We start from the raw sequence: 14,133 nt of genomic DNA on the forward strand, positions 1-14,133 counted from the left end.
CATCCTCTTACTTAATAAATAAACATAGCATCTCCAAAGCTAAAAAATCGGTATTTCTGCTCAATCGCTGCTTCATAGGCGGCTAGAATATGCTCCCGGCCGGCCAGCGCACTAACCAGCATAACCAAAGTAGACTTTGGCAGATGAAAGTTTGTAATCAGTGCATCGACTACATTGAAATGGTAGCCTGGAAAAATAAAGATGTCCGTCCAACCGCTGCATTCAACAAGCGGACCACCCTGACATTGTCTACCAACTGTCTCCAATGTGCGGCAAGAGGTTGTTCCGACCGCAATGATCCGGCCGCCTCTTTCCTTGGTTGCATTAATGATATCCGCAGTTTCCTGTGACAAGACAAAATACTCGGCATGCATCACATGCTCCTCAACCTTCTCGACAGACATCGGACGAAACGTGCCGAGTCCAACATGAAGTGTGAGATAAGCAATATTTACGCCTTTAGCAGCAATCTGCTCCAGTAGTTCTTTGGTGAAATGAAGCCCGGCAGTAGGTGCTGCTGCTGATCCCTCATGCTTCGCATAAACGGTCTGATAACGCTCACGATCATCCAGCGTCTCCTTAATATAAGGAGGCAGCGGCATGCTTCCCAGCCTGTCCAGTATCTCATTAAAAATACCTTCATATATGAAGCGAAGCGTCCGGCCTCCCATATCAGCCTCATCCTCAACAACCGCACGAAGCTCATCACTAAAAATAATGACAGCGCCAGTCTTGAGCTTCTTTCCAGGCTTTACTAGAGCATCCCAGCGGTCTTCCCCCATATTCTTCAATAAAAGCACTTCGGCCTTAGCCCCTGTATCTTCCTTAACTCCGAACAGCCGGGCGGGAATGACTCTAGTATCATTCAGAACAAGGGTATCCCCTGACTGTAAATGATCAATGATATCGGTAAAGTGCCGGTGAGCCAGTTCCCCGTTCTCCTTGTTAATCAAGAGCAGCCTTGAAGCACTGCGATCGGAGAGCGGAGTCTGTGCAATTAGCTCCTCCGGTAATTGAAAATCATATGCGTCTACATTCATTGTCTATATTCATTCCTTAACTATAGTAACGTTATGATAATAATGTTGCAATATTTGCTTGTAATCATTCCCATTATCAGCCATGCCCTTCACACCCCATTGGGACATACCCAGACCATGACCATTTCCTTGACCTATAAACAGGAAACCTGAATTACTGCTGATCACTCTAGCAGTATTAGCTTTGCCCATAACGACAGTTCCAGTACCAGCCACGGTCACCATGCCTGATGCAGAGAGCACACCTGCACTTTGTGAATTGCTAATAGTTGCTGTAGAGCCGTCAGCGCCTAATACAGTATAACTTCCGGAAGGCACAATATCAAACAATGTACTAGGCAATCCATTGAATGAAGAACGAAATAAATCAGGGTATTTCACCTGGAGTATCTCACCGTTGGCCTTAACCTGAATGGCTCTTCCTGAAGGCCCACGCCCTGTAACCTGTAAGCTGAGGATAGAGGAAGGGAGCGAACCGCTCGTCTTGCCCTGCAAACTCTTCAGCAGTACTGCCGAAGTATAAGGGCCCTTGATCCAGCTATAGCTGCCGGATTCGATCACCTTATCCAGAACCACGGCGTTCTCACCAGGATTCAACTTACCTACTGGGCTTACCGTGCTCTCAATCACAGGCAGGGAACGAATATTCACATCTTTGGTGGTAGCTGTTACTATATCCAGTCCTGCAGAGGTTTGGTTACCCGTTAATTTAACGTTATCCTCACGAGCATAACCGGAGACACCATTTGCCAAAATAACATTAAACCATTTCTTGGAGGTGGCGGCGGCAGCGATATCCTCTGGGCTTGCCACACTTACAAACACATCTCCACCATTGTTCCATACTTCTGTTGGATCAGCTGTGACTCCGCCACTGTTCGAGGAGAATACAGCCTCCACAATTTTGCCACCGCTCATTAGCACTTCACCTGCGGTAGCATCGACTGCTCTGGTGATCACGGGCGCTTCAGCCCCAATTCCGTTGTATACCTGACTAAGAGTCGTATCGACCACATTTGCCACATCAAACTTATTGCCTTGAGACAGCGCATAGCTACGCGCAGCAACAGCCTGAGCCTTCAGCGCTTCTTCCGGCCAACCCGAAGATACTTCTCCACCAACAACTGCATACAAATATTGTTCTAGCGGCACCACATTGATTACAGCCAATGAACCATTCAGACCACTGAGTTCCAGATTACCACGGTAGGTTCGTTTCGATCTTTCTACCATCTGAATTCCAGCGTCATTAGCGCTAGCCGCAAACTTTGCGTTGCTTCCACTTACAATATAATGAGAAGCTTGAGACTCGCTGTTCCAATCAAGCCCTGCGTCCATACGTACTATTAATCCGGGTGCGGTCACTGCTACAGCAGAAAGTACAAACTGTGGAAGCGCCGCTGCCAATCCCGCTTGGAAAGTGGCCAAATCGCTTTCATTAGCAGCTTCTCCGGCCCATACCTCATAACGTGCACTGCCATCAGCAGCAGATAAAAGGACTACCCATGCGTCGAAACCGGCGGCAGTAATTTGGTTAAGAGCAACCGTAGCCTCCTGCTGGGTTGAATAACCACCCGTGGACAAATGCTTATTGCCGGTCAGCATTGGGGCTTGCCCTGCGGGAATAGTCAGCCCCACCTTTACTACCCGGGCAAGCCCCTCCTTCGCGGCATTCTCACTGGCATATACCCCCGTGTACAGTTGATATACAGTGGCCCCATTCTTGGTAGCCACGAATAGCTGTGGCTTATCCGTGGTGGATTGCAGCTTCTTGGCAGCATCAGCCGCCGCCTGCCAGGTTGAAGACTCCAGCACCTTTACCCTATAACCGTCAAGACTGACACGAATTTTGGTTTGAGCAGGCACAGCTTGCAATGGAGCACTACCTGTTTGGATGGATACAAGGTTAAAGCTCTGCTCCGATTGCAGAGTCACCAGTGGCACAGTAGATTTATATTTACTACCAATATCAGCATAAAGTGCGACCCGTATCGTTCCATCAGCATCAGCATGGCTCTCATTCGCAGGGATCAGGAAGCTGCCCACAGCCAGCGCTGCTGCCAGCAATCCTCTGCTGAGCACGCTTGCGCTTCTCCATTTCCAGATTGTATGGTTCATTTCCATCCTCCTAAAAGTTTTATGGAGCATTTGCTTCATTGACATTACTTCGCAATAAAACTTACTTCGTAAGCATACACTTAGTTTTGTATAGCATTCGCTTCTCTGTATCACTTCGTACAAAACTACTTCGTAAGCATACGTTTAGTTTTGTATAGCATTCGCTTCTCAGTATTACTATCTAGTGCTGCTCCGGCGGCAGAATGCCTAAATGAAGATAGCCGGCTGGTGTTACGATTCTTCCACGTGGAGTCCGCTGCAGGAAACCAATCTGCAATAGATAGGGTTCATAGACATCCTCGATAGTCTGACTCTCTTCACCTATAGTTGCAGCGATCGTATCCAGCCCGACAGGGCCACCCCGAAAACCAGTTATCATTGAATGCAGCATTTTGTGGTCAATACTATCGAGCCCGCGTGGATCTACCTGAAGCAGCTTTAGCGCTTCTGAAGTAATCTCAGGAGTGATAATTCCGTCGCCACGTACCTGGGCAAAATCACGCACTCGCTTCAACAAGCGGTTCGCAATACGCGGGGTTCCCCTTGCACGGAGGGCAATCTCTTCGGCAGCGTCTCCGACAATCTCGATGCCCAACAGATCGGCATTACGGGATACAATAAAGCTCAACTCATCCATTGTATAAAATTCCAGGCGGCTGACGACCCCGAAGCGGTCGCGCAGCGGTGCTGACAGCATACCCGCCCGGGTCGTGGCACCGATCAGTGTAAATGGCGGCAGATCTAACCGCACTGAGCGAGCGCTCGGCCCCTTACCGATCATAATATCAAGGGCAAAGTCCTCCATTGCCGGATACATTACCTCTTCCACTGTCCGGTGCAGGCGGTGAATCTCGTCAATGAACAACACATCGCCTTCTTGCAGGTTAGTCAGCAGCGCCGCCAGATCGCCCGGCCGTTCTATGGCCGGACCGGATGTTGTGCGCAGACTTACGCCAAGCTCATTGGCGATAATATTCGCCAGCGTTGTCTTGCCAAGTCCCGGGGGACCGTACAGCAGCACATGATCCAGCGCTTCGCTTCTCATTTTTGCTGCTTCAATATATATTTTCAGGTTCTCTTTAACCTGAGTCTGTCCGATATATTCAGCCAGATAACGGGGGCGCAGACTCAATTCAACAGCCTGCTCGTCCATCATCAAATTTGCGGATATGATCCGGTCATCCATCTTCCATCGCTCCGTTCTTCAAAGATGCCGTCAGTCTTTATCTGGCTACATACAGCAGCTTCAGCGCTTTCTTCATCAGCACATCAACTGGTCCTATATCTGCCCCTTCTTTCTTCATGTCAAGCCACACACTATCCAATTCACCTTCGGTATAACCGAGCGCTTTCAGTGCGTCTCTGGCCTCCTGCCAAGGCAGGAGATCCTCATCTTCTTCCACAGGAAGCGCAAATAATCCCGTCTGCATAAATGCCGCCCCAAGCCCGTCCAGCTTGTCTTTTAAATCCAGAATCATCCGCTGTGCGGTCTTCTTGCCGATCCCTGGCAGCTTAATCAAAAAGGTCAGATTCTCCTGATAAATGGCTGAGATCAGTTGATCCGGTGTGCCGCCTGTCAGTATGCCAAGTGCAACCCGCGGGCCAATGCCCGTTACTTCAATTAACTTGCGGAACAGCTTCTGCTCTTCTCTGGTTGGGAATCCAAACAACAAGGTTGCATCCTCACGTGTCTGATAATGAATAAAAATGGTTACAGGTCCATTCACTTTGGCAAAAGCATAGGGATTGGGGCAGAATACTCGGTAGCCGACGCCCTGCACATCCAAAACTACATATTCTGCTTCCAAATGAACAACAGGTCCTCTTAGGAAATCTATCATTTTCGCAATACCTCATTTAGTTTGGAATTTAGACTTACAGAGTGGGCATGACATACGGCCACAGCCAGCGCATCGGCCACATCATCCGGCTTGGGTATAACTGATAATTTCAGCAACAGCTTGACCATTTCCTGCACTTGCCGCTTCTCTGCCTTACCATAACCAACAACCGCCTGCTTCACCTGCATCGGGGTATACTCCGCAACCGGAAGTCCACGCTGAACAGCAGCCAAGATAAGGACTCCACGCGCTTGTGCAACCGGCAAAGCTGTAGTGACATTACGACTGAAGAACAGTTTCTCCACAGCAACTGCATCCGGTTTATATTTATCAATCAGCTGGACCATGCCTTCATAGACATGCAGCAGACGTTCCTCTTCAAGCGTATGTGCCTCGGTCTGAATACAACCATATTGCACAGGCGTCAATTTATTACCTTCCTTATCCACAAAGCCAAAGCCCACAATGGCCAGCCCTGGGTCAATTCCCAAAATACGCAAAGCGATCTCTCCTCTATTTCAGGCAGGAATTTCCACCGTATTCATCCAGTAATCCGTTCTAAAGCGAACATATGTATTCCTTTCAACTATTATAGCAAAAAACCTCCTCAGGTAGAGTAAAAGTTTACCGTATATTCAGAAAAGAGAACTTAAGACCCAATGATGTTGTACCAATCGCTGATGCCAGTGTAATTTTTCTCTTAAAACGCAAAAAAAGCAAGTCCCTCTATATGGAGACTTGCTTTTCTTTACGTTTTTACCTAATGTTCATTCCTTACTCTGCATAACCTGCTCCGCCGTATCCCTTGCATAATCGCTGAACGTAGACAATACGCTGTTGTACTCCTCAATATCCTGAACACGGATACCTTCATGAAGCTGCTTCCAGATGTTCTCGGGCAGCGCGGATTTCATGGAGCCCATATCCATTTGAAAAAAAGTCTTCAGCACCTTCTCCTGCACCGGCGGCCCTTTGAACAAGGTCAGATTCCCATGCTCATCCACACCTATATAGGCTTCCCGTTTCATTAAAGGAGAAAGATCATTTACTCTTCGCTCCAGCCACAGATCTCCCTCAGCACTAATCCAGCCGTTCCAAGCAGGACGTTCATTGATCAGCTTTTTAAGCTGAACCGGATTCTTCTCCCCCGCTAAAGTCTGAATCTCCTCGCCAGATACATAAGTCGTCTTCAAATGAACTGTTCTGCTTATTTCGCTTGCAGCGATTTCTTGCAGCAGTTGTTCGTGCGTTAATGTGGCAGTTTCTTCATCCTCAGCATTCTCTCCCACTTTAAACACGGCCGCAGCTGGTTCATTCTCATTATTATCTGTATTCTGCGTTGAAGTACGCAAGCTATTAAAGGTATCTTCCACAGTTGCGGTTGAATCCGTCAGCAATTCACTGATTTCCACGGGTAACTGCATGCTCCGCCAAGCCAGCAAAGTCAAAGCGATACAGGCAGCCCCCACCCAAAGCGCCTTTTTCCAACGTCTCCAGCGCCGCCACAATTGTTTTTTTAAGCGAAATGCATTCACGTTGATCCCTTCATTCTGCTTTTTTCCTATTGTGACCTGTGAAGGGATCATTTATGCGTTTAATTTATTAAAATACGGCTTTAGTATCAAAAAAATGAGGAATCACCGGCAGCAACACATAACTTGGATATTCGCTGTTGTGATACACAGTCTGCTGAACCGTAATCGCCGCTGAATCTTCGTAAGGATTCTCACCTGTATTCGTATTCGGGAAGGCCACAAATTTGCTGGAGGAAGTGATCGAGAAGCGAATCCGGTGTCCTGCCACAAATCTATGGGCAATATTTGGCATAAAAATATCATATTTCTCCACTTGGCCAGGGGTCAGGAGCTCCGGATGATCAAAACCATGTCTGTATTTGGCTCTAACAATATAATTAGACAGACGTAGGGAATCGCCTTGCTCATTCACATCGCTGAGTGACACGACCCAGTCCGTATCCAAGCCCGTACTCGCGGCATAGATTACAGCAGACAACTCCCCGGCTACCGTTAAATCATCCACCAAGACATCGCTGGTATAGACCAGAATATCATTCCGCAGCTCGTATTTCCGCAGATTCTCCGGCTCCCGTTCCCCACTGTCGTCCATTGGATCATTTGGATTATAAATAAAAATATCCTCAGGAGAACCCTCCGCTGGTGCTGACAGCAACTGCCCGTCTCCTTGGCTGGAATTCGCCCGACCACCGCTAGACAAATAGAAGGATGTGGATTCCGCTTCAACCGGTGTCCAATCCTCTGATGTTCTCCATTTATTCTCACCGACCACATAGTAAGAGGCTCTCGGCTCCTGATCAATCCCATTGGGAATTCCTTTTAGGAAATGGTCAAACCAGCGGAGGACAGATACATCATAATCATAAACGACTGCATCATTGCCGAAGCTCACCCCGTTAAGCTCTCTGGACCGGTTAGGTCCGTGCTCCCAGGCTCCCAGACGGATTTTTCGGTTAGGGACATCACGCTCTGTCAGCATCCTCCATGTCTCCGAGACACCGGCGCTATCGCCGTCATACCAGCCAGAAATTACATACATCGGAACCTGCACCTGATCTCCACGCTCCGTGAAGGTACAATTCCGCCAGAAATCATCATACTCCGGATGCTGGCTCCACAGATCCCATGGGCTCGATGCCTTGCCGATCATTTGCTGAGGAATCTCTTTAATAGGTCTCGCATCCACCGCGGCTTCAGGACTCACCGTAATCCCCGCAAAAATATCAAAATCCGTCCGCGTTCCCACAGATTGCGCGAGTGTCCAGCTTAATAGCGGCCAGGAGCACAACGTCCCGCCTTTGCGCACAGTATCTACAAACGGAGAGCCGACATTCACTTCATCCACGACTGCTTTGAGATTGGGGTGGCCACTGGTTGCAGCTGCGACAACGACATAACCTAGATAGGACGCGCCCCACATGCCAACATTGCCATCAGACCAATCCTGCGCAATAATCCAGTCAATAGAATCATAACTATCATCTCGTTCATTATAAAAAGGGACCAGTTCCCCTTCCGAGTCCGCCCGGCCTCTGACATCCTGCGACACTACCGCATATCCTTTGTTCGCCCAGCGCATAAAAATCTCTTTTTTACCGTTCCGGTCGTAGCAAGTTCTTACGAGAATCGTTGGCAGTTTGCTTCCAGGCAGTATGCCCTCGGGAAGGAACACATCCGTAGCCAGCTTGACCCCGTCTCGCATTGGAATCAAAAAGGTGCCCAGATCATTCACGCCATATTCGGCCTTGGACAATAAGGGTTCATCATAGACAACCAGCGGAGTCAGTTGCTCATAGCCTTCTTTAACAATTAGCTCAATGCCATAGCGGTTAGGAGTCAAAAAAGCGATAATCTCTCCATCCAGCGTCACAAGATCCAGCGCAGTACCCTTCCGCAGCGCCCATACCTGCGAAGTCTTTTCTACGCCAGCAATAACGGCAGTATATTGGATATGCTTTTGATAGATATCGCCGTTGTTCAACACGACCTCATCAGGTGTCCAATCAGCCTGTTCATAGATATCTATATGTTCGTGAATTTTTTGCAAAGGAAGTACATATTTCCCCTGCTTGTCCAACACATTCTCCTGCATTTGGGTACGTCTGCGAAGATCCACCTTCGCATGTTTGATCTCTTTTTCCGCAAAATGAATCTTCCCGCTGTACACACCCGAGCAATAGAAGTTAAAAGTGGTTGTATGTAAATATGCTGTCATCTGATTAATCCCCTATCCGCAAATTTGTGCAAATACCCGTAGCCAGTTGCCGCCCATAATCTTCTCTATATCCTCATCACTATAACCCCGAGCAACTAAACCTCTGGTGAAATTAATAAAATAACTGTATTTCTCCAGACCCGCGACTGTTTCCGTGGAAGGTCCGTCTCCTTTGGCGAAGCCCAGTTTCGGCGCAATATGCTCTTTAAAATAAACTAAAGCCCACATCACATCGCTCATCGGCCAATCTGTACCAATCCCGACATGATCAACACCTACAAGCCGGATTACATATTCCATATGATCCAGCACATGATCGATTGTTGTGTGATTAGGGTCTTCATGCACAAACCACGGCATAGCAAAAATCCCGATCACCCCACCGGTATTAGCAATAGCGATCATTTCCTCATCACTTTTACAGCGCATATGTGGAAAAATGGCCTCCACTCCTGTATGTGAAGCAATGACCGGAGTCTGCGAATATCTACAGGCATCCAAGGTCGTCTGTTTGCCGCAATGTCCTGTGTCCACAATAATGCCCAGCTTATTTAAGCGTTCAATAAACCGAATTCCGTATTTCGAAAGGCCACCGTTCGCCGGCTCCGCACAACCTGATCCAATCAGATTCTGATTGTTATAAGTTAACTGCAGAATTCTCAGTCCAAAATGGTACAAGCCATCCAGCAGATCGAGGTTTTTGCCTAAACCGTCTGTTTCTTGGGCCGTAACAATACCCGCCTTTTTGCCTTCCCGCTTGGCCGCTCGGATATCCTCTGCCGTTAAGGCTTTGACTAACCAATCCGCCGAATCGAACTGCAGCTGCACTTCCCCCATACTGGTAATAATGCTAGTATGATCACTCAGATTCAATTCCCGGTTGCCTGCCGTAATTCCCGACTTATACCACTCCTCTTTATACTGTGGAATATCTCCACTGGCTGACAGCTTGGTTACCCATTGACTAGGCAGACTGCTGTACAACATTGGGTCATCCTTATAGGGCTCACACAGCTCCATAATCTTGGCGGAGACAGAGTCCGGAATGGCGGTAGGTGATAACGGTCCCTGAAACAGCAGATCGATGTTGATATTTGTGTCATGCAGGCGCACAGCTCGTTCTTCTTCTGCCAAAGTTAAATTGAAATCATATAACCCTTCTTCTAAACTCATCCCAGTCGTCGCCCCTCAGAATGCAATTTCCATACCTTTATGTAACCTTACAGCTTCATTATATATGAACTGGGCAGCAGCTAGATCTTCAATTGCCAGTCCCAACGCTTTAAAAAGCGTAATTTCCGCAAGCGTCCCCCTGCCTTTAATCTTACCGCTAAAGCATTCACCAATCTCTCCCACAATATGGTCTGGCCCTATGGCGCCTTCCCGCAGTGGGATGAGATAATCTCCCGATTCATGATGAGCGGACTCCAACCGGTCCACATACAGCCTGGACTGCTTAACTAGAGCGCTGTCCAGTTCTCGATCACCTGCCCTGCATGCGCCTACTGCATTGATGTGTACGCCCTCCTTGACCCATTCTCTTCTCAGTACAGGTTCGCCTGAAGCCGTGACCGTGCAGATGACATCCGCATCCCTTACAGCGTGCTGCGCCGATTCAGCAACGACAATTTCCATATCAAATTTCCGGCTCATCTCTGCCTGAAACTGCTGTGTCTTAGCTGTTGTCGGACCCCAGACCTTTACCCGCCCAAAGGGCCGAACCAGCAGCATCGCTTCCAGATGGCTTTTAGCTTGTTCACCGGTACCCAGAATGGCTAAAGTAGACGCATCTTCTCTAGCCAAAACCCTGGTTGCTGCCGCACTCACTGCCGCCGTGCGGATCGCTGTAATTTTTTGTCCATCCACCAGCGCCTTGAGAACACCTGTCACCGAATCGAACAACGCCACCGCTCCCTGATGAGAAGGCAGTCCAGCATGATGATTGTGCGGGAAAATACTGATGATCTTCGCTCCGGCGACTGCTTCCCGCGGCAAATAACCCGGCATTAGCCCCAGCAGATTCCCCTCCTGCAAAGGAAGAACCTGCCTTAGACTCTGCACTGCCTGTCCCGAGGATAGATCAGCCAATACAGATTCCATAACATCAATACAGGATTTCATAGATAACAACTCTGGCACTTCGTTTTGACCAATCACTAGCATCAGATGACCCTCTTTCTTTTATCATAACGTAAGTTTTATATTCCATAACATCTTTCCGTTACATTTATACCATAATGCATATTATACGATCATCAATCTTACCTTTCTAGGCTAATGTTTGCTATACTTTGTAGTAGCGAAAATAAGCTTAATATACAATAAAGGGGATTTCCTTGATGATTATTCAGCCAAAAACACGTGGATTTATTTGCACAACAGCTCACCCTGCAGGATGCGCCAAGCAAATAGAGAAGCAAATAGAATTTGTAAAAGCTCAAAAAAAATTCAAGGGACCCACCAATGTACTCGTCATCGGCTCTTCCACTGGATACGGACTCGCCTCACGGATTGCCGCTGCTTTTGGCGCAGGCGCGAATACCATCGGAGTTTTCTTTGATCGAGCAGCAGAAGGTCAACGAACGGCAACTGCCGGCTGGTACAATTCAGCAGCATTTGAACAGCAAGCTGCGCAGCAAGGCCTGAAATCATTTAGTATAGTTGGCGATGCATTCTCAGAACATATTAAAGCCAAAACCATAGATTTAATAAAAGCGGAATTGGGCACAGTCGATTTAGTTATTTACAGTGTTGCCTCCCCTAGACGTACTCACCCTGTTACAGGAGAAACCTTTTCCTCGGTAATCAAACCTATTGGGGCTGCTTATACGAATAAAACATTGAACTTTCATAGTGGAGAAGTATCCCTTACTAGTATTGAGCCCGCCATAGATGAAGAAGTACGCCAGACGATTGCCGTTATGGGCGGAGAAGACTGGGGCATGTGGATGCAGGAGCTTTCAGCAGCGGGTGCGCTTACCAAAGATGCTACAACAGTAGCCTATTCCTACATAGGACCAGAGATTACGCACCCGATCTATCGGGATGGAACCATTGGCAAAGCGAAAAATGATCTTGAACAGACAGCAATTAAGCTGAACAACCTACTTCAACCCACTGGTGGACGTGCTTTTGTATCTGTTAATAAAGCCCTTGTAACACAATCTAGCTCAGCTATCCCTGTCGTGCCGCTTTATATTTCCGCACTCTATAAAGTAATGAAGGAAAAAGGATTACATGAAAACTGTATCGAACAGATGTATCGTCTATTCTCTGAACATCTATATAGTGAAGACGTAGCTGGAGTTGATGGAAGCTGCCTCATCCGCATTGATGATTGGGAAATGCGTGAGGATGTCCAGACTGAAGTCATGAAACGTTGGGAGGAACTGAATACCGATAATGCCTCCACTCTATCAGATCTTGCAGGCTATCGGCAGGACTTCTTCCAGCTGTTTGGTTTCCATATGGACGGCGTAGATTATGAAGCAGATACTGAACCTGAGGTAGACATTTTAAATAGGGTTTAAACGAACTCTTCTCCTATAAAAATATTACACAAAGAATCCACCCAAAATTTGCGGGTGGATTCTTTATTAGTTCATTAACTGCACACTATTGTGATCATGTAGGCTCTCTAGTTGTGGTACATATGCATCGATGTCAGCCTTCCTTATCTTATTCCCCATCGGCGCCTGGTCATTTTGCCATGCTGCTTCCTTTACATTGGGATCTAATAAATCAGTTGTCTTGTCCCTCACTCTCATCACTAACTAATGTTTTCAGCAAGTCTGCTATCTTTGCTCCGCAAATCCTGCTCCATGATTACTCAGGGTTGTCAGAACCTACTTCTCCCATAAAAAGTATAGCCTACTGTGAATAATTGATTACTTCCGAGTATTTCATCTTCTCTCCACACAACTGTATCAACCTATAGAACGATAGATTTGAATATCTTCCAGTGATCATCCTTCAATATTGCCCACCTTAATAAAATGGAAAAAAGGTAGATATAGATTGCTTAAGCAATCCATATCTACCTTTTAATTATACCGGCGAGAGGACTCGAACCTCCACGGTCTCCCACTCGATTTTGAGTCGAGCGCGTCTGCCATTCCGCCACGCCGGCAAAACAAGAAAAAAATAATTCATAAAATGGTGCGCCCTGAGGAATTCGAATCCCCGGCCTTTTGATTCGTAGTCAAACGCTCTATCCAGCTGAGCTAAGGGCGCATATAATGGAGCGGACGACGGGAATCGAACCCGCGACCCTCGCCTTGGCAAGGCGATGCTCTACCGCTGAGCCACGTCCGCAAACGGTATATAATGATGCATGGAATTACAAATTAAAATATCATTGATAACAAAAATGGCGGAACCGACGGGATTCGAACCCGCGATCTCCTGCGTGACAGGCAGGCATGTTAGGCCAACTACACCACGGTTCCAAATTGGTTGCGGGGGCAGGATTTGAACCTGCGGCCTTCGGGTTATGAGCCCGACGAGCTACCGGGCTGCTCCACCCCGCGTCATTAATAAATAATTCAGATACTTTGATATTTAAAGCATTCATGGTGGAGGCTGAGGGGTTCGAACCCCCGACCCTCTGCTTGTAAGGCAGATGCTCTCCCAGCTGAGCTAAGCCTCCATAAAAGAAGCAACTAAATGAGTATAACACAAACTACTAGACGTTGCAATTACTATTCTTCAATAATTAACTATAGAGTAAGAATAATGGTGACCCGTATGGGATTCGAACCCATGTTACCTCCGTGAAAGGGAGGTGTCTTAACCCCTTGACCAACGGGCCATTGGACAAATGAATGATTTGACACAAAAATTATCTTACCAAAATCAAATAAGAATAGCAATCATTATTCTTTAATATATTCTTTTTTGATAGTTAAACCATTCAAAATATGGAGAAAACATGGTGAAATACAAAAATAAAGACCACCGTCGATGACTCGAAAGTAGTCTCATTCTGCTTGGCAACGTCCTACTCTCCCAGGACCCTTCGGTCCAAGTACCATCGGCGCTGGAGGGCTTAACGGTCGTGTTCGGGATGGGTACGTGTGGAACCCCTCCGCTATCGCCACCAAACGGGCATTTACAACGTAAATGCATTATTCAGGTATCAGCATCGCCAAATGCTTAAAACAATATCTTCACCAAGTAGCCACTAGGGCTACATCGATTAGAAAATTGATTCCTGAAAACTGAATCCGAATCGAATCTGCGTTTCTTGCTTGTTTGTGGATAAGCCCTCGACCGATTAGTATTGGTCAGCTCCATGCATTGCTGCACTTCCACCTCCAACCTATCTACCTCGTCGTCTTCAAGGGGTCTTACTAATTGGGAAATCTCATCTCGAGGGGGGCTTC

The 14,133-nt window shown here is 47.3% G+C and carries 10 protein-coding genes, 7 tRNA genes and 2 rRNA genes; 1 reads left to right on the forward strand and 18 read right to left on the reverse strand.

Annotated features, from left to right (window positions below; translation table 11 throughout):
• Positions 1-11: 11 nt before the first annotated feature.
• The 9 genes from queA to GJB61_RS22875 form a co-directional block, all read right to left on the reverse strand.
• Positions 12-1,040, reverse strand: coding sequence for a tRNA preQ1(34) S-adenosylmethionine ribosyltransferase-isomerase QueA (gene queA, locus GJB61_RS22835; protein ID WP_154121325.1), 1,029 nt, complete (start codon positions 1,038-1,040; stop codon positions 12-14).
• A 9-nt stretch (positions 1,041-1,049) separates the two neighbouring features.
• Positions 1,050-3,158 carry a SpoIID/LytB domain-containing protein gene (locus tag GJB61_RS22840; RefSeq protein WP_229522241.1) on the reverse strand — a complete coding sequence of 703 codons (2,109 nt, stop codon included), beginning with the start codon at positions 3,156-3,158 and terminating at the stop codon, positions 1,050-1,052.
• Positions 3,159-3,339: 181 nt separating this feature from the next.
• Positions 3,340-4,344, reverse strand: a complete 1,005-nt coding sequence (gene ruvB / locus GJB61_RS22845; RefSeq protein WP_154121327.1) for a Holliday junction branch migration DNA helicase RuvB — start codon at positions 4,342-4,344, stop codon at positions 3,340-3,342.
• Positions 4,345-4,381: 37 nt separating this feature from the next.
• On the reverse strand, positions 4,382-4,999 hold the full coding sequence (gene ruvA, locus GJB61_RS22850; RefSeq protein ID WP_154121328.1) for a Holliday junction branch migration protein RuvA: 618 nt from the start codon (positions 4,997-4,999) through the stop codon (positions 4,382-4,384).
• Positions 4,996-5,499 (reverse strand): crossover junction endodeoxyribonuclease RuvC, encoded by a 504-nt coding sequence (gene ruvC, locus GJB61_RS22855; RefSeq protein WP_154121329.1) that lies wholly within the window; start codon positions 5,497-5,499, stop codon positions 4,996-4,998. Before ruvC ends, ruvA begins: the two co-directional genes overlap by 4 nt.
• 267 nt (positions 5,500-5,766) lie before the next feature.
• The gene (locus GJB61_RS32250) at positions 5,767-6,534 is read right to left on the reverse strand and encodes a BofC C-terminal domain-containing protein (RefSeq protein WP_195724435.1); all 768 of its coding nucleotides are present in this window, start codon (positions 6,532-6,534) and stop codon (positions 5,767-5,769) included.
• Positions 6,535-6,601: 67 nt separating this feature from the next.
• On the reverse strand, positions 6,602-8,749 hold the full coding sequence (locus tag GJB61_RS22865) for a CocE/NonD family hydrolase (protein ID WP_154121331.1): 2,148 nt from the start codon (positions 8,747-8,749) through the stop codon (positions 6,602-6,604).
• Between the two features lie 12 nt (positions 8,750-8,761).
• A complete protein-coding gene (locus GJB61_RS22870) occupies positions 8,762-9,922 on the reverse strand; it encodes a dipeptidase (RefSeq protein ID WP_154121332.1) in 1,161 nt (386 codons plus the stop codon).
• A 15-nt stretch (positions 9,923-9,937) separates the two neighbouring features.
• Entirely contained in the window at positions 9,938-10,912 is a 975-nt protein-coding gene (locus GJB61_RS22875; RefSeq protein ID WP_154121333.1) for an ornithine cyclodeaminase family protein, read from the reverse strand.
• A 176-nt stretch (positions 10,913-11,088) separates the two neighbouring features.
• Here GJB61_RS22875 and fabV point away from each other — a divergent pair, with 176 nt between their 5' ends.
• The gene (gene fabV, locus GJB61_RS22880) at positions 11,089-12,279 is read left to right on the forward strand and encodes an enoyl-ACP reductase FabV (RefSeq protein WP_154121334.1); all 1,191 of its coding nucleotides are present in this window, start codon (positions 11,089-11,091) and stop codon (positions 12,277-12,279) included.
• A gap of 520 nt (positions 12,280-12,799) precedes the next feature.
• On the opposite strand, the gene GJB61_RS22885 is transcribed toward fabV, so the two are convergent.
• The 9 genes from GJB61_RS22885 to GJB61_RS22925 form a co-directional block, all read right to left on the reverse strand.
• A tRNA-Leu gene (locus GJB61_RS22885) sits at positions 12,800-12,878 on the reverse strand.
• A 27-nt stretch (positions 12,879-12,905) separates the two neighbouring features.
• A tRNA-Arg gene (locus GJB61_RS22890) sits at positions 12,906-12,982 on the reverse strand.
• Between the two features lie 6 nt (positions 12,983-12,988).
• Positions 12,989-13,063: transfer RNA gene (locus GJB61_RS22895), tRNA-Gly, on the reverse strand.
• Between the two features lie 56 nt (positions 13,064-13,119).
• A tRNA-Asp gene (locus GJB61_RS22900) sits at positions 13,120-13,197 on the reverse strand.
• A 4-nt stretch (positions 13,198-13,201) separates the two neighbouring features.
• A tRNA-Met gene (locus GJB61_RS22905) sits at positions 13,202-13,278 on the reverse strand.
• A 43-nt stretch (positions 13,279-13,321) separates the two neighbouring features.
• A tRNA-Val gene (locus GJB61_RS22910) sits at positions 13,322-13,397 on the reverse strand.
• A gap of 87 nt (positions 13,398-13,484) precedes the next feature.
• A tRNA-Glu gene (locus GJB61_RS22915) sits at positions 13,485-13,559 on the reverse strand.
• Positions 13,560-13,735: 176 nt separating this feature from the next.
• Positions 13,736-13,852 (reverse strand): 5S ribosomal RNA (gene rrf / locus GJB61_RS22920).
• 152 nt (positions 13,853-14,004) lie between these two features.
• Positions 14,005-14,133: ribosomal RNA gene (locus tag GJB61_RS22925) — 23S ribosomal RNA — on the reverse strand; the annotation flags it as partial.

The sequence above is a fragment of the Paenibacillus monticola genome (genome assembly GCF_009664975.1).
GTDB lineage: Bacteria > Bacillota > Bacilli > Paenibacillales > Paenibacillaceae > Paenibacillus_AQ > Paenibacillus_AQ monticola.

Bases quoted from the DNA above. Each gene is read 5' to 3' on its own strand.
- queA (WP_154121325.1), bottom strand. From the start codon at position 1,040: ATGAATGTAGACGCATATGATTTTCAATTACCGGAGGAGCTAATTGCA.
- GJB61_RS22840 (WP_229522241.1), bottom strand. From the start codon at position 3,158: ATGAACCATACAATCTGGAAATGGAGAAGCGCAAGCGTGCTCAGCAGA.
- ruvB (WP_154121327.1), bottom strand. From the start codon at position 4,344: ATGGATGACCGGATCATATCCGCAAATTTGATGATGGACGAGCAGGCT.
- ruvA (WP_154121328.1), bottom strand. From the start codon at position 4,999: ATGATAGATTTCCTAAGAGGACCTGTTGTTCATTTGGAAGCAGAATAT.
- GJB61_RS22865 (WP_154121331.1), bottom strand. From the start codon at position 8,749: ATGACAGCATATTTACATACAACCACTTTTAACTTCTATTGCTCGGGT.
- GJB61_RS22870 (WP_154121332.1), bottom strand. From the start codon at position 9,922: ATGAGTTTAGAAGAAGGGTTATATGATTTCAATTTAACTTTGGCAGAA.
- GJB61_RS22875 (WP_154121333.1), bottom strand. From the start codon at position 10,912: ATGCTAGTGATTGGTCAAAACGAAGTGCCAGAGTTGTTATCTATGAAA.
- fabV (WP_154121334.1), top strand. From the start codon at position 11,089: ATGATTATTCAGCCAAAAACACGTGGATTTATTTGCACAACAGCTCAC.